Below are 19,688 nucleotides of genomic sequence, written 5' to 3' on the forward strand. Positions count from 1 at the left end.
TGCTCGCGATGAGGGCGCTACGGTCCAAAGCCCTACACCTTATCGAGCTTCTTCTCATGCGCCGTGACCTGTTGGCACAACTCGATCATCTGCTCGCGCATCCAGCGGTTGGCCGGGTCCTGGTCGGTGCTTTCGTGCCAGTAAAGGTGAGTTTCCACCGGCGGGACCTCTTTAACCGGCAGGTTCTCCGCGTACAAGTCATGGTGACGGGCGAAGCGTTCCGGCACGGTCATGACCATGTCGGTCTGCTGCAACACCTGGGATGCCATCAGGTAATGCTGGGAGCGCAGGGCGATTTTGCGCTGGATGCCCATTTTGCCCAGGGCCAGGTCGACATAGCCCAGACCGCTGCGACGGCTGGAGATGTGGATGTGGGTCAGGGACAGATAATCGTCGAGGGTGAATTTCTCTTTGCCCGCCAGCGGATGGCCCTTGCGCATGGCGCACACATAACGGTCTTCCATCAACTTGACGTGGCGCACCTGCGGGTCGGTGTTGAGCGGCGCATCCACCGCGAAATCCAGACGCCCGGCCGCCAGTTCCTTGGTGGTCTCGCGACGTTTGGACAGGAAGCTTTCGATGATCACCGTCGGCGCCAGGCGTCGCAGGCGCTGGAATAGTGGCGGCAGGATCACCGCTTCAGTGAGGTCGGTCATGCTGATGCGGTAGGTCTTGACCGCCTGCAACGGGTTGAAGATGCGGCTTTCCTGCACCGACACCCGCAGCAAAGAAAGGGCATTACGTACCGGGCCGATGATGTTCTGTGCCATCGGCGTGGGCACCATGCCTTGGGCGGTGCGCACGAAAAGCGGATCGTTGAAGGTCTCGCGCAGGCGGGCCAGAGCGTTCGAGACTGCCGGTTGAGTAATGCCGACAATCTGCCCGGCGCGAGTCAGGTTGGCTTCGGTGTAGATCGCGTCGAAGACGATGAAAAGGTTGAGGTCGACCTTGCTCAGATTCATTGCGCTGCGCTCTCTGCTCTTGTTATCAGGAAGGGGGCTCGATCAGTCGATCATATATCGGTGATGAATGTTAATACACGCCGAGAATAGGCTAGGTAAATTATCAACGCTGTTCTAGCATCGATTGCATGCCCTGAACAACCTCCCTTAAGTAAGAAGGTAGCTGCCCATGGATTTCGCTTATTCGCCCAAAGTGCAAGAACTGCGTGAGCGCGTGACTGCGTTCATGGACACCTACGTTTATCCCGCTGAAGCGGTGTTCGAACGCCAGGTCGCCGAGGGCGATCGCTGGCAGCCGACAGCGATCATGGAAGAACTCAAACTCAAGGCCAAGGCCGAAGGCCTGTGGAATTTGTTTCTGCCTGAATCCGAACTCGGCGCCGGCCTGACCAACCTCGAATATGCGCCATTGGCGGAAATCATGGGCCGCTCGCTGCTGGGCCCTGAGCCGTTCAACTGCTCCGCGCCGGATACCGGCAATATGGAAGTGCTGGTGCGTTACGCCAATGAAGAACAGAAGCAACGCTGGCTCGAACCTCTGTTGCGCGGCGAGATCCGCTCGGCGTTCGCCATGACCGAGCCGGATGTGGCCTCGTCCGACGCCACCAACATGGCCGCCTGCGCTGTGCGTGATGGCGACGAATGGGTGATCAACGGCAAGAAATGGTGGACCTCAGGGGCCTGTGATCCACGCTGCAAGATCCTGATCTTCATGGGCCTGAGCAACCCGGATGCACCGCGCCATGCGCAGCACTCGATGATTCTGGTGCCGGTGGATACCCCAGGCGTGAAGATTGTGCGTCCGCTACCGGTGTTCGGTTATGACGACGCGCCTCACGGCCATGCCGAAGTGTTGTTCGAAAACGTCCGGGTGCCGTACGAAAACGTCCTGTTGGGTGAAGGACGCGGCTTCGAAATTGCTCAGGGTCGCCTCGGCCCAGGCCGGATTCACCACTGCATGCGTTCGATCGGCATGGCCGAGCGTGCGTTGGAGCTGATGTGCAAACGTGCGATCAACCGCACTGCGTTCGGCAAACCCCTGGCGCGTCTGGGCGGTAACATCGACAAAATCGCCGACTCGCGGATGGAGATCGATATGGCGCGCCTGCTGACGTTGAAAGCGGCGTACATGATGGACACGGTCGGCAACAAGGTGGCGAAGAGCGAGATCGCGCAGATCAAAGTCGTCGCACCGAACGTGGCATTGCGGGTGATCGACCGGGCGATCCAGATCCATGGCGGGGCAGGGGTTTCCAACGATTTCCCGCTGGCCTACATGTACGCCATGCAACGCACCCTGCGCCTGGCCGACGGCCCGGACGAAGTGCATCGCGCGGCGATCGGCAAGTTCGAGATCGGCAAATATGTGCCTAAAGAGATGATGCGTAGCGGTCAGTAAGACTGGTGGGCTTTTGTGGCGAGGGAGCTTGCTCCCGCTGGGGCGCGAAGCGGCCCTGAAATATGGCAACCCGGTTGTTTCAGATGTACCGGGTTGTCTGACTTCGCGACTGCTTCGCAGCCGAGCGGGAGCAAGCTCCCTCGCCACAATGGTCGGTGCTCACTTCAATACACCCAAACCTCAACCCGCCGATTCTTGATCCGCCCCTCATCCCCGCTGTTGGTCGCCACCGGCATCTCGGCGCCGAAACCGCGAATCTCGCGAAACACCACGCCGCTTTTCACCAGCTCTCGCCGCACCGCCATGGCCCGCAGTTTCGACAGCAGGTCGGCCCGCGCCGGGTCGCTCTTGGCGTCGCCAAACCCTACCAGCGTCACTTGCCGATTGGTTTTGTCGTGCTGCTTTATATAGTCGAGCACCCGCGACAGGTCTTGTCGGGCCTTGTTGTCCAGCGCTGCGCTGCCTTCTTCGAAGCGGAAATTCACCGTCAAACGCTGAGCATGGCGGCTGAGCGCCTGATAACCCTCGGGCATCAACGCATTCGGCGCGACAGTCATGGCCTGAACGGTCTGTGCGATAAAACCATTGGCCGCGACGATCGCCTGGCCTTTGCTGCTTTGGGCGAATTTCACCAAGGCTTGGGCCCAGGGATTTTTCCCGGTCGGCGGTAGGTATAAGAACAGCCGACGGGACAATGGGTAATCTTCCGTCGCGATCAGGCTGTTGAGCGGCAGCATGGCCTGGGAATCGCCATCGACAATGGCCAAGGCTTTGGCCTGACGCACATAAGGCAAACCGATGAAGCCAATGCCTTGCGGGTCCAGACTGACGGCGTCGGACAATTGCTCGCTGGATTCGAACCGTTTCGCGTTGCCGCTCAGAGTTTTCCCACGCGGGCTGAGGACCAGTTCCTTGAACGTGTCATAGGTGCCCGATTGATCATCTCGCGCATAGAGATGAATCGTCCCACCGGTGCCGCCGAGTTCTTCCCAGGTTTTCGCTTCGCCGCTGAAGATCCGCGCCAGTTGTACGGTGTTGAGTTGCTTCAGCGGATTGTGCGGATGAAGGATGATTGCCAGCCCATCGATGGCGATGACTTGCTCGGCAACCGGGCTTTTCAGATCGCCCAGCGGTTCGAGATCCAGCCGTTCGCTGTCCTTGATCGGGCGCGAGGAGGCCGCGAGATCGGCAGCGGCGATTTTCAGGGCTTTGAACCCGGTGCTGGAACCGTGGGCCGCGACTTCCACTTCGACTCGGCGTCCCTGAACGGTTTCGCCGACGATGCGTTGTTCGTTGGCTTTGTCCGGGGTTTCGCGGTGAACCTTGAGCAGGCCCTGTTCACGCATCAACCCCTCGACCAGCGCCGGGCCCAATGCCGCGCCAATCGTGTTGGAGCCCTGGATGCGCAGCACCGGGCCACGTTCGGGCGTCGGCAAGTCGCTGGCCGACACCGTTAATGGCAGCAGGGCGGCGAGCATCGACAGAAACAACACGCGCAGCGTCATGCCGGCACCTTATAAGCCTGGGAAAGTGCCGGGAGAATAAGTCAGTAAGGTTTCTGAACGATGACAGATCAAAAGATCGCAGCCTGCGGCAGCTCCTACATTGGTTCGGTGTACACCCTGTAGGAGCTGCCGCAGGCTGCGATCTTTTGCTTTTAGCTCAACTCAAGCCAGATCGGCGCGTGATCGGAGGGTTTTTCCATCCCGCGCAAGTCGTAATCCACGCCGGCATCCTTCACTCGCGGCAACAACCCATGGGACGCCATGATCAAGTCAATCCGCAGCCCGCGCTTGGGTTCATCTTCAAACCCGCGGCTGCGGTAGTCGAACCAACTGAAACGGTCGGCAACGTCCGGGTTCAGGTGACGGAAACTGTCCACCAGGCCCCAATTCTTCAGGCGGGCCATCCACTCGCGTTCTTCCGGCAGGAAGCTGCATTTGCCGGTTTTCAGCCAGCGTTTCATGTTGTCCGGGCCGATGCCGATGTCGCAGTCTTCCGGGGAAATGTTCACATCACCCATCACCACAATCGGTTGATCATTGCTGAACTGGCTTTCCAGTAACTGCTGCAAATCGCTGTAGAAACGTTCCTTGGCCGGGAATTTGGTGGGGTGATCGCGGCTTTCGCCCTGTGGGAAATAGCCGTTCATGATGGTCACAGGCACGCCATTGGCGTCGGCGAACGTGCCCCAGATGAAGCGCCGCTGAGCATCTTCTTCGTCAGTGGTGAAGCCCTTGTACAACGCAATCGGTTCCTGGCGCGAGAGCAGGGCTACGCCGTAGTGGCCTTTTTGCCCATGGAAATGCACGTGATAACCCAGTGCCTGAACCTCGGCCAAGGGAAACTGGTCGTCGTGGACCTTGGTTTCCTGCAATCCGATCACGTCTGGTTGATGTTTCTCAATCAGCGCCGCCAGCTGATGCGGGCGAGCGCGCAGCCCGTTGATGTTGAAGGAGACGATCTTCATGGTCGGCAGTCCTGGCAAAAGTGCGATGCTAGCTGACATGTAGGAACGGGGCCAGCCTTGGGGTGAGGCGATTCGTTTTTGCCCGTCAGCTTTGTGTAGGCCGTTATGGCCCAATCGCGAGCAGGCTCGCTCCCACAGGTTATGAGTCTGGTCTATACCTTGTGGGAGCGAGCCTGCTCGCGATGACGGTTTAAGTACCACCACTGATTTCGGATCAGTCAGGAACTGTGCAAGCGCCAACACGCTCGTAACAATAAGAGCGCCGCCATTTTTTAGCCGCGCCCAGGGGAGATCTACCGTTATGCCCGAAACCTCGACCGTCATCGCCGATATTCACATGCTCGACAGCGGCTATTCCCGCGAAGCACGTTCCCTGCTGTACCAGGCGTACCGGCACGAGCCGACGTTCGGCTATCTGTTCGAAGCCGAGCGCCCCGGTTATGAACAGCGGGTACGGGCGACGGTGCGTGAACTGGTCAAACAGCACTTTTTGCAGGACTTGCCGGCCATCGGCCTGTTGGTGAATGACCGCTTGATCGGCATCGCCCTGATTGCGCCGCCGCAACGCCGCTTGGGCATCACCGAAAGCTGGGCCTGGCGCCTGCGGATGGTGCTCAGCACCGGGTTTCGCTGTACCCGACGTTACCTCGATTACCACGCCGCCGTGATGGCGTGTGTGCCGTCCGACTCGGTGCATGTCTTGCCATTACTGGGGGTTCACCCGCAATTTCAGGGCAAACATTTCGGCGAACAATTGCTGCAAGCGGTCCATAACTGGTGCGCGGTCGATGAGCACTCCCAGGGCGTGATCCTCGACACCGGGAACCCTCGTTATCTGGAGTTCTATAAGCGACAGGGCTACGAGGAGATCGGCGAAGTGGCCGTGGGGCCGATTCGTGAGCACGTGTTTTTCCACGCCAACCCGCAGGTGTTACAAACAGCAACGGCATAAAGGTAGAACTTTCGCGGCAGGTCAGGCTCTATCAGGCCCCTAGGCTCGTGATAGCATCCGCGCTATGAAGTTTTCCGGAAGATTTACCAGTGGCGTGCTGATGCTGATCTCCAGCTGCGCGGCGCTGGCGCAAAGTGAATTGGATGTGCGGATCAAACCGTCCAACGATGAACTGAAGGCCAATATAGAGGGCTATATCGGTAGCCTCGGCGATCGCGATGAAGAAGCCTTGCTGCGCTTCAGTCGTGGCGCCGAAGAACAGGCGCGCAAGGCCGCCCAGGCCTTGGGTTATTACCAGCCGCAAATCGACAGCGACGTGAAGGGCGGCAAGACGCCGCGCCTGGTGTTGAATATCGACCCCGGCGAGCCGATCCATTTGCGCAACGTCACGGTACGCATCGACGGCCCGGCGGCCTCGTTCAAATCCTTTCGTGTACCGAAAAGCGACCTGCTGAAACCCGGCGCAGTACTTAACCATGGCCGTTACGAAGACGCCAAGCGGCTGATCCAGAACCAGGCCTCTCGCTATGGCTTTTTCAGTGGACATTTCACCCGCCAGAAACTGTTGGTGGACCCGCGTGCCGGCGTCGCCGACATCGAATTGATCTACGACAGCGGCCCGCGCTATGCGCTGGGCAAAGTCAGTTTTGAAGGCGACACACCGTTCGATGAAGACCTGCTGCAACGCATGGTGCCGTTCAAGGCCGGTACGCCCTATGACTCCGAACTGATCGCCGAACTCAATCAGGCGCTGCAATCGAGCGGCTATTTCGAGGGCGTGCGCGTGGACGCAGCACCGACCGCGTCCAAGGACGACGTGATACCGGTGGCGGTCAAACTCGAAACCCGCAAGCCAAGGACCATGGGGCTCGGCCTGGGTTTTTCCACCGACGTCGGTCCACGGGTCAAAGCCAACTGGACCCGTCATTGGGTTAATCCTCAGGGGCACAGCTATGGCTGGGAGGCCGAGATTTCGGCGCCACGGCAGAACGTCGGGCTGTTTTACGACGTTCCGCTGGACCCACCATTGACCGACAAACTGCGCTTTGCCGGTGGTTATCAGTATGAAGAAATCGCTGGCACCGATACCCTCAGCAAGCTGCTGACCCTCGGTCCCGAGTGGCACAGCAAGTTGCCCAGCGGCTGGCAGCGGGTGGTGTCGCTCAAGTGGCAACGCGAGGAATACCAACTCGGTGACGATTCGGGGCTCAGCACCTTACTGATGCCCGGCGTGAGCTATTCGTACCTGAAAAGTGACAACCGCATCGATCCGCACAACGGCTATCGTCTGCAATTCGAAACCAAAGTCGCCAAGGAAGGACTGGGTTCGGACACCAATCTGGTCTACGGCACGGCGCTGGTCAAAGGCCTGACTACGGTCTTCGACAAACACCGCTTGCTCGGTCGGGTGCAGGTCGGCGGCAGCGCCACCAACGGCTACAAATCGGTGCCGCCGTCCTTGCGTTTCTTTGCCGGTGGCGATCAGAGTGTGCGCGGTTACGATTACCAGAGCCTGTCCCCGGAAAACTCCGATGGCGACCGTATCGGTGGCCGTTACATGGTGGCCGGCAGCGTCGAGTATCAATACTCCATCGCCGAAAAATGGCGGGTCGCTACCTTCATCGACCAGGGCAACTCCTTCAACACACTCGAACTGCCGAACCTGAAGACGGGTGTCGGTATCGGCGTACGCTGGGTTTCGCCGGTGGGGCCGATTCGCCTCGACCTGGCCCACGCGATGGACGACGACGGCGGCATTCGACTGCACTTTTCCATGGGGCCTGAGCTGTGAAGCGTGGTTTGAAAATAACGCTGCTGGCGATTCCGGCGCTGCTGATGCTGATCGTGCTGACACTGGTGACCGTGCTGGGCACTCCGACGGGCAGTCGCTGGGCCCTCGGGTTTGTGCCGGGTTTGACCGTGGAGAATTTCCAGGGCCGTTTGGGTGGGCAGTGGAGCGCCGATCATCTGGTGTGGCAGCAGGACAGCAGCCGGGTTGAGCTGAACAAAGCGATTTTCGCCTGGTCGCCGCTGTGCCTGATGCGCATGACGTTGTGCATCGAGCAATTGCAGGCCGAGCAGGTCAGCCTGCAATTCCCGCCGGGCGTGGAAGAGCAAAGCAGTGGCCCGATCAGTCTGCCGGACTTGAAATTGCCGCTGGCCATCGAATTGGGCGACGTCAAAATCGGGCGTCTGGTGTTCAATGGCAGCGAAGAACTCAAGGGGCTGCAACTGGCGGCGCACTGGACCGAGAAGGGTTTGCAGATCGACTCGGTGCATTTGCAGCGTGATGAACTGAGCCTGAACCTGTCCGGGCTGTTGCAACCGAGCGGTAACTGGCCGCTGACCGCTGAAGGCAAACTGACCCTGCCGTCGCCGGGTACCGAACCATGGGCACTGGTCCTGAAGGTCGACGGTGATTTGCTGAAAACCCTGAACCTGAAAGCCGACAGCAGCGGCTACCTGAATGGCCAACTCACTGGCGAGCTGCAACCGCTGGCGGAAAACCTGCCGGCCAACGTGCGCATCACCGCCGACGGCTTCAAACCCAGCGCCGATCTACCGGATACCTTGCAACTCAATCAACTGGAACTCACCGGCGACGGCGATCTGAAAAACGGTTACCAATTGCTCGGTAAAGCCATGTTACCCGCAGAGCAAGGCCCGGTTGCGCTATTGCTGCAAGGCAAGGTCGACGCCAAGGGCGCGCAGATCGCTGGCCTCGACCTGACGGCCAACGACAAACAAAGCCTCAAGCTCACCGGGCAAGTGGATTGGAGCAAAGGCCTGAATGCCGAGGCGAAAATCGACTGGCTGGATTTCCCGTGGCACCGTCTCTATCCGCTGATCGACGAGCCGCAAGTGGCGCTGCGCAGCTTCAACGGTGAAGTCTCCTACACCGACGGCAACTACATCGGTAACTTCAAAGCCGCACTGGATGGCCCGGCCGGGGCGTTCAGCCTGAACAGCCCGTTCAGCGGCGATCTGACCAAAATCCACCTGCCGCAATTCAAACTCGAAGCCGGGCAGGGCAAGGCCGAAGGGCACCTGAATCTGCAGTTTGCCGACGGTATCGCCTGGGATACGGCGCTGGACCTCTCGGCAATCAACCCGGCGTACTGGCTCGCGGAGTTGCCAGGCACGTTGGCCGGTCCCTTGCGCAGCAAAGGCGAGATGAAGAACGAAACGCTCAGCCTGACCGCCGACCTGGACCTGAAAGGCAAGCTGCGCGGGCAACCGGCCATATTGCAAGCCAAGGCCGATGGTGGCGGCGAGCGATGGAACCTCAGTGCATTGCAGGTTCGTCTCGGTGACAACAGCATCAATGGTCAGGGCAGCCTGCAACAGAAACTCGCCGGCCGGATCGACATCAAGATGCCGCGTCTGGCCCAGCTCTGGCCGCAACTGCGCGGTCAGCTCAATGGCCGGGTCGATGTCGCCGGCACGCTCAAAGCGCCACAAGGCAAGCTCGGCCTGCAAGGCACGCAACTGGCGTTCGAAGACAATCGCCTGCAAAGCCTCAATCTGGACGCCACCCTCGACAGCGCTCAGCGGGCGAAGATCGACCTCAAGGGCAGCGGCATTCAGACCGGCGACACGTCACTGGGCACGTTGACCGCCAGCGGTCAGGGCGACATCAAAAACCAGAAACTCGCCCTCGACCTGCAAGGACCGAAGCTGAAACTGGCGCTCGGTCTCGACGGCGCACTGGATAAGGGCAACTGGCGCGGGCGCCTGGCCAGTGGCGATATCCAGGCTGGCGGTCAGGACTGGAAGCTGCAAAATCCGGCGAAGCTCGAGCGACTGGCGGACGGCAAAATCAACTTCGGCGCCCATTGCTGGATGTCCGGCCCGGCCAGCCTGTGCGGCGAAGACCAGCGTTTGATGCCCGAGCCGAAGCTGCGTTACCACCTCAAGCAATTCCCCATCGACAGCTTGGCGCAATGGCTGCCGAAGGATTTCGCCTGGAAGGGCAAGCTCAACGCCGATCTGCAACTGGATTTACCGGCCAGCGGCCCGAACGGCCAGATCAGCATCGACGCCAGTGGCGGCACCTTGCGTATGCGCGAGAAGGAGCAATGGCTGGACTTCCCGTACCAGACCCTGAAACTCACCAGCAAACTCACGCCGAAACGCATCGACACCGACCTCAACTTTGTCGGCGGCAAGCTCGGTGAGCTGATGGTTCAGGCGCAGATCAACCCGCTGCCGAAGAACAAACCGCTGACCGGTTCATTCCGCCTCAGTGGTCTGGACTTGTCGGTGGCGCGGCCGTTTGTGCCGATGGTCGAGAAACTCACCGGGCATTTGAGCGGCAGCGGCACATTGTCCGGCGGGCTGCTGGCGCCGCTGGTCAACGGCAACCTTGAGCTGCGCGACGGTGAAATCTCCGGGCCTGAACTGCCGATGGCGCTCCAAGCCTTGCAACTTCAAGCCGTGATTGCCGGTGAAACCGTGCAACTGAACGGCGGCTGGAAAAGCGGCAAGAGCGGGCAGGGCAGCCTCAATGGCAACATTGCCTGGGGCCAGGCGCTGGTGGTGGATCTGGCGCTCAAGGGCTCGCATTTACCGGTCACCGTTGAGCCCTACGCCGCGCTGGAAGTCGCGCCGGACCTGAAGATTTCCATGAAGGACGACAGACTGGCGATCGTCGGCAAGGTGCTGGTGCCCAAGGGCGAAATCACCGTGCGCGAACTGCCGCCATCAACCGTCAAGGTCTCCGATGACACGGTGATCGTCGGTCAGCAGACTGAAGAGGGCAAACCGCCGATGGCCATGGCGATGGACATCGATGTGGTGGTGGGGGAGGACAAGCTGAGTTTTACCGGGTTTGGCCTGACCGCCAACCTGCAAGGTCATGTGCATATCGGTGACAACATGGACACCCGAGGCGAGCTCTGGCTCAACGACGGGCGATATCGCGCCTACGGTCAGCGACTGACGGTGCGCCGGGCGCGTCTGTTGTTTGCCGGTCCCATCGATCAGCCGTACCTCGATATCGAAGCGATTCGCCAGACCGACGACGTCATCGCCGGCATTCGCCTGAGTGGCAGCGCCGAGCAGCCGACCACGCAGATCTTTTCCGAACCGGCGATGAGTCAGGAGCAGGCATTGTCCTATCTGGTGCTGGGGCGTCCGTTGAGCACGACCGGTGAAGACAACAACATGCTCGCCCAGGCCGCCCTCGGGTTGGGCTTGATGGGCAGCTCCGGCGTGACCAGCGGCTTGGCCAAGGATCTGGGCATTCAGGACTTCCAGCTCGATACTCAGGGCAGCGGTACCAACACCGCAGTGGTGGCCAGCGGCAATATTTCGGAGAAACTCAGCCTGCGTTATGGCGTCGGCGTGTTCGAGCCGGCCAACACCATCGCCTTGCGCTACAAACTGAGCAAAAAGGTCTACCTCGAAGCCGCCAGCGGCGTGGCCAGTTCGCTGGACATCTTCTACAAGCGGGATTTCTAACCCGCGTACTTTCTCCAAACCGAGTTGCCGCTATCGCGAGCAGGCTCGCTCCCACAGGGATCACACCGAACCTGTGGGAGCGAGCCTGCTCGCGATAGCGGTCTAACGGCTGCCATTTATCAGTCAAATACAAAGCAGCCTAACTATTGCGTTGACATTCTCTGCCTAGGCAGTAACATCTCGACATACATTCTCTGCTTAGGCAGCTAATTGGCGGTCAGATGAAACATTTCTCCTCATACGATTTCCATAATTGCCATCTCGGCCTTTTGCTCGGGCGCGCCGCGCTGCTCAAGGACCGGATCATCGACACGCACATGGAACCCCATGGCATCACCGCCGCGCAGTTCAAAGTGCTGATCATCATGGCCCAGTTCGGTGTCGATACCCCGGCCGAGCTGTGCCGTCACCTGTCGCTGGACAGCGGTTCGATGACCCGCATGCTCGATCGTCTGGAACAGAAAGGTTTCCTCGCCCGCCAACGCTCCGAGGCAGACCGGCGTCAGGTTCAGTTGGTGCTGACCGAACAGGGCCAGCAGCTGACCGATCAGCTGCCGCAGATCGGCGCCGATGCCATGAATGAGCTGGCCGGCGCCATCACGCCGGAAGAATTGAAAACCCTGGAACAGATCCTGAAGAAAATTCTGGTAGCCGCGGGTGACTCAATCACTCTGCTGCGGGTAGGTGGCCATGAACAGTAAAAGCCTGCGTACCGGTCTGAGCCTGGTGCTGTTGGCCATGAGCCTCGCCGGTTGTGCCAGTTACAGCGGCCTGACCACCGAAGGCGTCAGCCTCGATGCGAAAAATCTCAAGGCCGGGCAATCCCTCAACGGCGTGACCCTGTCGCCCGCCGCGTGGCCAAAAAGCGATTGGTGGAAAAGCCTTGGCGATCCGCAACTCGATGGCCTGATCCGCGAAGCCCTGCACGACAGCCCCGACATGCAGATCGCCGACGCCCGCGCCCATCAGGCCAGTGCCGCTGCCTATGCCGCCGACGCCGCGCGGATGCCGACCCTGGATGCCAGCGCTGGTGTCAGCCGTTCGCGTCTGGCCCGCGATCAGGACCCGAGCGGGCAGGGCGGCACCTATTCCACCGTGCGTAATCTCGGTGCGAGTTTCAATTACAACTTCGACCTTTGGGGCGGTCAGCGCGATGCCTGGGAAGCCGCATTGGGCCAGGCCCGTGCCGCCGAAGTCGATCAGCAGGCCGCGCAGCTGACCTTGTCTGCCGATGTCGCCCGCGCCTACAGCGATCTGGGGCAGGCGCACATCATCCATGACCTGGCCAGTGAAGACCTCAAGCGCACCCAACAAATGCTCGACCTCAGCCAGCGTCGCCTGAGCTCGGGGATCGACAGTCAGTACCAGTTTCAACAGACCGAAAGCCTGGAAGCCAGCGCCGAAGCCAGCCTGATCGACGCCGAGAAACGCCTGCAAAGCGCGAAAATCGCCTTGGCGGTGCTGCTGGGCAAAGGCCCGGATCGCGGCAATGAAATCGCCCGACCGAAAGTTCTCCAGGCCAGCGCCGTGGCTTTGCCGTCGGTGCTGCCGGCGGAACTGCTTGGTCGTCGTCCGGACCTGGTGGCGGCACGCTGGCGGGTTGAAGCCGCGAGCAAAAACATCGCGGCGGGCAAGACTCAGTTTTACCCCAACCTCAACCTGAGCGCGGCGGCGGGTGTCGAGTCGTTGCTGGGCGATGCGATGTTCGGTTCTGCGAGTCGCTTCTTCAATGTCGCGCCAACGATCTCGGTGCCGATTTTCGACGGCGGCCGTTTGCGGGCCGACCTTGATTCCCGCGACGCCGATTACGACCTCGCGGTGGCGCAGTACAACAAAAGCCTGGTGAAAGCCCTGGGCGATGTCAGCGACACCATCAACCAGTTGCGCGATATCGGCCGGCAAATCGGCACCCAGCAGCACGCCACCGACATTGCCCAGGATTCTTACAACACCGTGGTCCAACGCTACGGTTCCGGCATCGGTAATTACCTGGACGTGCTCAGCATCGAGCAGCAATTGCTCCAGGCCCAGCGTCAGCTGGCCAACCTGAATGCCGAGCAGATCGACCTGTCGATTCAACTGATGCAAGCGCTGGGCGGCGGCTTCCAGGGCGAAACCCTGACCGCGGCCAACGCAACCCCAGCCACGCAGCACAACTAATTCAAGGTACCCGTCATGGCCACTGTCGATACATCCCAAGCCCCTGACAACGCTCAAGACACGAGCAATCCACGCAAACGCAAAGTGATGCTGTTTGTACTAACCATCGTGGTGATCCTCGCCGGGCTCGGCGTCTGGGGTTATCACGAATTCTTCGGTCGCTGGAACGAAAGCACCGACGATGCCTACGTGAACGGCAACGTGGTGGAAATCACTCCGTTGGTCACCGGGACTGTGGTCAGCATTGGTGCCGACGATGGCGATCTGGTCCACGAAGGCCAGGTGCTGGTCAACTTTGACCCGAACGACGCTGAAGTCGGTCTGCAAAGTGCCCAGGCCAATCTGGCTCGCACCGTGCGCCAGGTGCGCGGCTTGTACAGCAATGTCGACGGCATGAAAGCCCAGGTCAATGCGCAGCAGGCCGAAGTGCAAAAGGCTCAGGACAACTTCAATCGCCGGAAAAACCTTGCCGCTGGCGGGGCGATTTCCCAGGAAGAACTGTCCCACGCCCGCGACGACCTGACCTCGGCGCAAAACGCCCTGGCCAACGCCAAGCAGCAACTTATGACCACCAGCGCGCTGGTGGATGACACCGTGGTGTCGTCGCATCCAGACGTGATGTCCGCCGCCGCGCAATTGCGTCAGGCGTACCTGACCCATGCCCGCAGCACCTTGATCGCGCCGGTCACCGGTTACGTTGCCAAACGCAGCGTGCAACTGGGTCAGCGGGTCCAACCAGGCACCGCGCTGATGGCGGTGATTCCGCTGGATCAGCTGTGGATCGACGCCAACTTCAAGGAAACCCAACTGCGTGACATGCGCATCGGTCAGCCGGTGGACATCGAGGCCGACCTTTACGGCAGCGACGTCAAATACAGCGGCACCATCGACAGCCTCGGCGCCGGGACCGGCAGCGCGTTTGCCTTGCTGCCGGCGCAGAACGCTACCGGTAACTGGATCAAGATCGTCCAGCGGGTGCCGGTGCGGATTCACATCAACGCCGAAGAGCTGGCCAAGCACCCATTGCGGGTCGGCCTGTCGACTCAGGTCGATGTGAACCTGCGTGACCAGAGCGGTCCGGTGCTGGCGCAACAGCCGCCGCAAAAGGCGTCGTTCAGCACCGGCATCTACGACCGTCAGTTGGCCGAGGCCGACGCGATGATCACCCAATTGATCCACGACAACAGCGCAGCGGTCAGTAAAACCGCACACCGCTGACACCGACCCTGGGAGCGAGCCTTTGTGGCGAGGGAGCTTGCTCCCGCTCGGCTGCGAAGCAGTCGCAAAGCTTTTGGGGTCGCTTCGCGACCCAGCGGGAGCAAGCTCCCTCGCCACAAAGGCTCGCTCCCACAAGGTCAGCTGCGTCAGTAACAGGCGCTGCGCCAATCAGGTTTCAAAGGATTTGCGATGAGCAATAACGCGTCTTTCACGCCGCCCAGCCTGCTGCTCAGCACCATCGGCCTGTCGCTGGCGACTTTCATGCAGGTGCTCGACACCACCATCGCCAACGTGGCCTTGCCGACGATTTCCGGCAACCTGGGCGTGAGTTCGGAGCAGGGCACCTGGGTCATCACCTCGTTTGCCGTGAGCAACGCCATTGCACTGCCGCTGACCGGTTGGCTCAGTCGGCGCTTTGGTGAGGTGAAGCTGTTTCTCTGGGCAACGATACTGTTCGTGCTGGCCTCGTTTCTCTGTGGCATTTCGACTTCGATGCCGGAGCTGATCGGCTTTCGGGTGCTGCAAGGCCTGGTGGCCGGGCCGTTGTATCCGATGACGCAGACGCTGTTGATCGCGGTCTATCCGCCCGCCAGGCGAGGCATGGCCCTGGCGTTGCTGGCGATGGTCACGGTGGTGGCGCCGATTGCAGGGCCCATTCTCGGCGGCTGGATCACCGACAGCTACAGCTGGCCGTGGATTTTCTTTATCAACGTACCGATCGGTGTTTTTGCGGTCATGGTCGTGCGCTCGCAGCTGAAGACGCGGCCGGTGGTGACCAGTTACCAGCCGATGGATTACGTGGGTTTGATCACGTTGATCATCGGTGTCGGAGCGTTGCAGGTGATCCTCGACAAGGGCAATGACCTGGACTGGTTCGAATCGAATTTCATCCTGATCGGCGCGGCCATTTCGGTGATAGCACTGGCGGTGTTCGTGATCTGGGAAATGACCGACAAACACCCGGTGGTCAACCTGCGGCTGTTCGCTTACCGCAATTTCCGCATCGGCACCATTGTGCTGGTGTTGGGTTACGCCGGGTTCTTCGGGATCAACCTGATACTGCCGCAATGGCTGCAAACCCAGATGGGCTATACCGCGACTTGGGCGGGGCTGGCGGTGGCGCCGATCGGCATTCTGCCGGTGCTGCTGTCGCCGTTTGTCGGCAAGTACGCGCACAAGTTCGATCTGCGATTGCTGGCCGGTGGTGCGTTCCTGTGCATCGGTTTGAGTTGCTTCATGCGTGCCGGGTTTACCAACGAAGTGGACTTCCAGCACATCGCTTTGGTGCAGCTGTTCATGGGCATTGGCGTGGCGCTGTTCTTTATGCCGACCTTGAGCATTTTAATGTCGGATTTGCCGCCGAGCCAGATTGCCGATGGCGCAGGCCTTGCGACGTTCCTGCGGACCTTGGGCGGCAGTTTTGCGGCGTCGTTGACCACCTGGATCTGGATTCGCCGCGCCGATCAGCACCATGCGTATTTGAGTGAAAGCATCACCACGTATGAGCCGGCGACCCGGGATGCCTTGAATGCGTTGGGCGGGGCGGGTAACCCGGCCTACGCGCAGCTGGACCATGTGCTGACCAGCCAGGCGTACATGCTCTCCACCGTGGATTACTTCACGTTGCTGGGATGGGCGTTCATGGGGTTGATTCTGCTGGTGTGGCTGGCGAAACCGCCGTTTGCGGCGAAGGCAGGACCGGCCTCGGCAGGCCATTAGTGGAACACAATCCCTGTGGGAGCGAGCCTGCTCGCGATAGCGGATTCAAATTCAACATCTTTGTTGAGTGATACTCCGCTATCGCGAGCAGGCTCGCTCCCACAAGGGTTTTGTGTTTTGGCCGTTAGTTTGGGGGTGCTGCCAGTTGTGGCGGCGGGGTGAAGTCGAACGGCGCCAACGCAAACCCTTGCTCATCCACCTGCAACGCCCAGCCCTGACGATCCCAATCCCCCAACACAATGCGTTTGGCCGACTGCTCGCCAATCTGCAACTTGTGGATGGCCGGGCGATGGGTGTGCCCGTGGATCAAGGTTTTCACGCCATAATGCTGCATGACTCGCGGCACTTCTTCCGGCGTGACATCAACAATGTCATTGGCCTTCATCCGCGTTTGCGCGCGGCTTTCGCTGCGCAGCTTGCGCGCCAGTTTGTGGCGAGTGCGCAAGGGCAGATACCGCAGGATAAACAGGGTGATCGGGTTGCGCAGGTAACGTCGCAGCTTCATATAGCCGACGTCACGGGTGCAGAGGCTGTCGCCGTGCATCAACAGCACCGGCTCACCGTAAAACTGCACGACACTCGGGTCTTTCAACAACGTGCAGCCGGCCTGTTTGCAGAAGACCTGGCCAAGCATGAAGTCGCGATTGCCGTGCATCAGAAAAATGGCCGTGCCGCTGTCGCTAAGTTCGCGCAGGGCCTGGCAGATGGAACGCTGGAACGGCGTCATGGCATCGTCGCCAATCCACGCCTCGAAAAAGTCGCCCAGAATGTACAACGCACTCGCTGAGCGGGCACGTCCAGCGAGCAAATCCAGAAACGCCCGGGTAATGTCCGGGCGCTCCTCTTCCAGATGCAAGTCTGAAATCAGCAGTATCACTCAATGATCTCGGCTTTCTCGATGATCACGTCTTCTGCTGGTACGTCCTGGTGGCCGGCTTTGGAAGTCGTGGCCACGCCTTTGATCTTGTCGACCACGTCGGTGCCTTCGACTACTTTGGCGAATACGGCGTAGCCCCAACCCTGAGCGGTTTTGCCGCTGTGGTTCAGGAAGCTGTTGTCAGCCACGTTGATGAAGAACTGGGCGGAAGCCGAATGCGGCTCCATGGTGCGGGCCATGGCTACGCTGTACTTCACGTTCGGCAGGCCGTTGTCGGCTTCGTTTTGGATGCTTGGGCGCTTGTCTTTCTTTTCTTTCATGCCTGGCTCGAAACCGCCGCCCTGGATCATGAAGTTACCGATGACACGGTGGAAAACAGTGTTTTCGTAGTGACCGGCTTTGACGTACTCGATGAAGTTGGCCACGGTGATCGGGGCTTTCTCAGCGTTCAGTTCCAGGACGATGTCGCCATGGTTGGTGGTCAGTTTGACTTGGGTCATGATCGGTACTCTTTTTTCTATGAATTCGTGGGTTTCGGGGCGTTCAGGCCCTCAACCAGTCCGGCCAGTGTCGGCCAAGGCAGGCAGTTTAGCGTGCCGGGCGCGAATTTCGAGGCTGTTTTTCATTGGCAACCGATTAAATGCAGCCGATTGCCGGGCTGCTCTGTCAGCCACTTGACAGCATCGGCTATGATAAGCCCCTTTGATTTATAACAGCCGCTTTGATTTGGCCAACTGGCCGCGCACTTGTACGTTCAAGGATCCTATGAGCAAGCCCACTGTCGACCCTACCTCGAATTCCAAGACTGGCCCTGCCGTGCCGGTCAATTTCCTGCGCCCGATCATCCAGGCGGACCTGGACTCGGGTAAGCACACGCAGATCGTCACCCGTTTCCCGCCTGAGCCCAACGGCTACCTGCACATCGGTCACGCCAAGTCGATCTGTGTGAACTTCGGTCTGGCCCAGGAATTCGGCGGCGTCACGCACCTGCGTTTCGACGACACCAACCCGGCCAAGGAAGACCAGGAATACATCGACGCGATCGAAAGCGACGTCAAATGGCTGGGCTTCAAATGGTCCGGTGAAGTGCGCTATGCCTCGCAGTATTTCGACCAGTTACACGACTGGGCGGTTGAGCTGATCAAGGCCGGCAAGGCCTATGTCGACGACCTGAGTCCTGAGCAGGCCAAGGAATACCGTGGCAGCCTGACCGAACCGGGCAAAAACAGCCCGTTCCGCGACCGCTCCGTGGAAGAAAACCTGGACTGGTTCGCCCGCATGCGCGCCGGCGAGTTCCCGGACGGCGCACGCGTGCTGCGGGTCAAGATCGACATGGCCTCGCCGAACATGAACCTGCGCGACCCGATCATGTATCGCATCCGTCACGCGCATCACCACCAGACCGGCGACAAGTGGTGCATCTACCCGAACTACGACTTCACCCACGGTCAGTCGGATGCCATCGAAGGCATCACCCACTCGATCTGCACCCTGGAGTTCGAAAGCCACCGCCCGCTGTACGACTGGTTCCTCGACAACCTGCCCGTGCCGGCGCACCCGCGTCAGTACGAGTTCAGCCGTCTGAACCTGAACTACACCATCACCAGCAAGCGCAAGCTCAAGCAACTGGTTGATGAAAAGCACGTTCATGGCTGGGACGATCCGCGCATGTCCACGCTGTCGGGCTTCCGCCGCCGTGGCTACACGCCGAAATCGATCCGCAACTTCTGTGAAATGATCGGCACCAACCGTTCCGACGGCGTCGTCGATTTCGGCATGCTCGAATTCAGCATCCGTGACGACCTCGACCACAGCGCCCCGCGCGCCATGTGCGTATTGCGTCCGCTGAAAGTCGTGATCACCAACTACCCGGAAGGCCAGGTCGAAAATCTCGAATTGGCGTGCCACCCGAAAGAAGACATGGGCGTGCGCGTTCTGCCGTTCGCCCGTGAGCTCTACATCGACCGTGAAGACTTCATGGAAGAGCCGCCAAAAGGCTACAAGCGCCTGGAGCCGAACGGCGAAGTGCGTCTGCGCGGCAGCTACGTGATCCGTGCCGACGAAGCGATCAAGGACGCCGAGGGCAACATCGTCGAACTGCGTTGCTCTTACGATCCGCAAACCCTGGGCAAGAACCCTGAAGGCCGCAAGGTCAAAGGCGTGGTGCACTGGGTGCCGGCCGCGGCCAGCGTCGAATGCGAAGTGCGTCTGTACGATCGCCTGTTCCGTTCCGCGAACCCGGAGAAAGCCGAAGACAGCGCCAGTTTCCTGGACAACATCAACCCTGACTCGCTGCAAGTTCTCACCGGTTGTCGTGCCGAGCCTTCGCTTGGCAATGCACAGCCGGAAGACCGTTTCCAGTTCGAGCGCGAAGGTTACTTCGTCGCGGATATCAAGGACTCGAAGCCCGGTCATCCGGTGTTCAACCGTACCGTGACCCTGCGCGATTCGTGGGGCCAGTGATTCAG

General features: G+C 60.1%; 14 protein-coding genes. 9 read left to right on the forward strand and 5 right to left on the reverse strand.

Translation table 11 applies throughout. The annotated features are described in order from the left end of the window. Positions 1–32 precede the first annotated feature (32 nt). Positions 33–962, reverse strand: coding sequence for a LysR family transcriptional regulator (locus BK662_RS12435; RefSeq protein ID WP_123358306.1), 930 nt, complete (start codon positions 960–962; stop codon positions 33–35). Between the two features lie 169 nt (positions 963–1,131). Between BK662_RS12435 and BK662_RS12440 the strand changes: the two genes are divergently transcribed. After that, a complete protein-coding gene (locus BK662_RS12440) occupies positions 1,132–2,361 on the forward strand; it encodes an acyl-CoA dehydrogenase (RefSeq protein ID WP_123358307.1) in 1,230 nt (409 codons plus the stop codon). Positions 2,362–2,525: 164 nt separating this feature from the next. On the opposite strand, the gene BK662_RS12445 is transcribed toward BK662_RS12440, so the two are convergent. Further along, on the reverse strand, positions 2,526–3,866 hold the full coding sequence (locus BK662_RS12445) for a substrate-binding domain-containing protein (protein ID WP_123358308.1): 1,341 nt from the start codon (positions 3,864–3,866) through the stop codon (positions 2,526–2,528). Positions 3,867–4,018: 152 nt separating this feature from the next. Beyond that, positions 4,019–4,831 carry an exodeoxyribonuclease III gene (gene xthA / locus BK662_RS12450; protein ID WP_123358309.1) on the reverse strand — a complete coding sequence of 271 codons (813 nt, stop codon included), beginning with the start codon at positions 4,829–4,831 and terminating at the stop codon, positions 4,019–4,021. Between the two features lie 301 nt (positions 4,832–5,132). On the opposite strand from xthA, the gene BK662_RS12455 reads away from it, so the two are divergent. From BK662_RS12455 to BK662_RS12485, 7 genes are all read left to right on the forward strand, one after another. Then, complete coding sequence (locus BK662_RS12455) at positions 5,133–5,783, forward strand: GNAT family N-acetyltransferase (RefSeq protein ID WP_123358310.1); 651 nt, start codon at positions 5,133–5,135, stop codon at positions 5,781–5,783. 64 nt (positions 5,784–5,847) lie between these two features. Next, positions 5,848–7,575 carry an autotransporter assembly complex protein TamA gene (locus BK662_RS12460; protein ID WP_123358311.1) on the forward strand — a complete coding sequence of 576 codons (1,728 nt, stop codon included), beginning with the start codon at positions 5,848–5,850 and terminating at the stop codon, positions 7,573–7,575. After that, a complete protein-coding gene (locus BK662_RS12465; RefSeq protein WP_123358312.1) occupies positions 7,572–11,246 on the forward strand; it encodes a translocation/assembly module TamB domain-containing protein in 3,675 nt (1,224 codons plus the stop codon). Before BK662_RS12460 ends, BK662_RS12465 begins: the two co-directional genes overlap by 4 nt. 221 nt (positions 11,247–11,467) lie before the next feature. Further along, positions 11,468–11,947 carry a MarR family winged helix-turn-helix transcriptional regulator gene (locus BK662_RS12470; RefSeq protein WP_123358313.1) on the forward strand — a complete coding sequence of 160 codons (480 nt, stop codon included), beginning with the start codon at positions 11,468–11,470 and terminating at the stop codon, positions 11,945–11,947. Next, positions 11,937–13,406 (forward strand): efflux transporter outer membrane subunit, encoded by a 1,470-nt coding sequence (locus BK662_RS12475; protein ID WP_123358314.1) that lies wholly within the window; start codon positions 11,937–11,939, stop codon positions 13,404–13,406. Before BK662_RS12470 ends, BK662_RS12475 begins: the two co-directional genes overlap by 11 nt. A 15-nt stretch (positions 13,407–13,421) precedes the next feature. Further along, the gene (locus BK662_RS12480; RefSeq protein WP_123358315.1) at positions 13,422–14,624 is read left to right on the forward strand and encodes an HlyD family secretion protein; all 1,203 of its coding nucleotides are present in this window, start codon (positions 13,422–13,424) and stop codon (positions 14,622–14,624) included. Positions 14,625–14,813: 189 nt separating this feature from the next. After that, positions 14,814–16,343 carry a DHA2 family efflux MFS transporter permease subunit gene (locus BK662_RS12485; protein ID WP_123358316.1) on the forward strand — a complete coding sequence of 510 codons (1,530 nt, stop codon included), beginning with the start codon at positions 14,814–14,816 and terminating at the stop codon, positions 16,341–16,343. Between the two features lie 124 nt (positions 16,344–16,467). Here the strand turns inward: BK662_RS12485 and lpxH are convergent, their stop codons facing one another. Continuing rightward, positions 16,468–17,220, reverse strand: coding sequence for a UDP-2,3-diacylglucosamine diphosphatase (gene lpxH / locus BK662_RS12490; RefSeq protein ID WP_123358317.1), 753 nt, complete (start codon positions 17,218–17,220; stop codon positions 16,468–16,470). After that, complete coding sequence (locus tag BK662_RS12495; protein ID WP_052967714.1) at positions 17,217–17,720, reverse strand: peptidylprolyl isomerase; 504 nt, start codon at positions 17,718–17,720, stop codon at positions 17,217–17,219. The genes lpxH and BK662_RS12495 overlap by 4 nt, the downstream gene beginning before the upstream one ends. 265 nt (positions 17,721–17,985) lie before the next feature. Here BK662_RS12495 and BK662_RS12500 point away from each other — a divergent pair, with 265 nt between their 5' ends. Beyond that, positions 17,986–19,683 (forward strand): glutamine--tRNA ligase/YqeY domain fusion protein, encoded by a 1,698-nt coding sequence (locus BK662_RS12500; RefSeq protein ID WP_123358318.1) that lies wholly within the window; start codon positions 17,986–17,988, stop codon positions 19,681–19,683. The last annotated feature ends 5 nt before the right edge of the window (positions 19,684–19,688 follow it).

The organism is Pseudomonas frederiksbergensis, from assembly GCF_003732275.1.
GTDB lineage: Bacteria > Pseudomonadota > Gammaproteobacteria > Pseudomonadales > Pseudomonadaceae > Aquipseudomonas > Aquipseudomonas frederiksbergensis_H.

Coding starts and splice junctions, on each gene's coding strand:
- BK662_RS12445 (WP_123358308.1), bottom strand. CDS start 3,866: ATGACGCTGCGCGTGTTGTTTCTGTCGATGCTCGCCGCCCTGCTGCCA.
- BK662_RS12500 (WP_123358318.1), top strand. CDS start 17,986: ATGAGCAAGCCCACTGTCGACCCTACCTCGAATTCCAAGACTGGCCCT.
- BK662_RS12435 (WP_123358306.1), bottom strand. CDS start 962: ATGAATCTGAGCAAGGTCGACCTCAACCTTTTCATCGTCTTCGACGCG.
- BK662_RS12475 (WP_123358314.1), top strand. CDS start 11,937: ATGAACAGTAAAAGCCTGCGTACCGGTCTGAGCCTGGTGCTGTTGGCC.
- BK662_RS12460 (WP_123358311.1), top strand. CDS start 5,848: ATGAAGTTTTCCGGAAGATTTACCAGTGGCGTGCTGATGCTGATCTCC.
- BK662_RS12470 (WP_123358313.1), top strand. CDS start 11,468: ATGAAACATTTCTCCTCATACGATTTCCATAATTGCCATCTCGGCCTT.
- BK662_RS12480 (WP_123358315.1), top strand. CDS start 13,422: ATGGCCACTGTCGATACATCCCAAGCCCCTGACAACGCTCAAGACACG.
- BK662_RS12440 (WP_123358307.1), top strand. CDS start 1,132: ATGGATTTCGCTTATTCGCCCAAAGTGCAAGAACTGCGTGAGCGCGTG.
- BK662_RS12485 (WP_123358316.1), top strand. CDS start 14,814: ATGAGCAATAACGCGTCTTTCACGCCGCCCAGCCTGCTGCTCAGCACC.
- xthA (WP_123358309.1), bottom strand. CDS start 4,831: ATGAAGATCGTCTCCTTCAACATCAACGGGCTGCGCGCTCGCCCGCAT.
- BK662_RS12495 (WP_052967714.1), bottom strand. CDS start 17,720: ATGACCCAAGTCAAACTGACCACCAACCATGGCGACATCGTCCTGGAA.
- BK662_RS12455 (WP_123358310.1), top strand. CDS start 5,133: ATGCCCGAAACCTCGACCGTCATCGCCGATATTCACATGCTCGACAGC.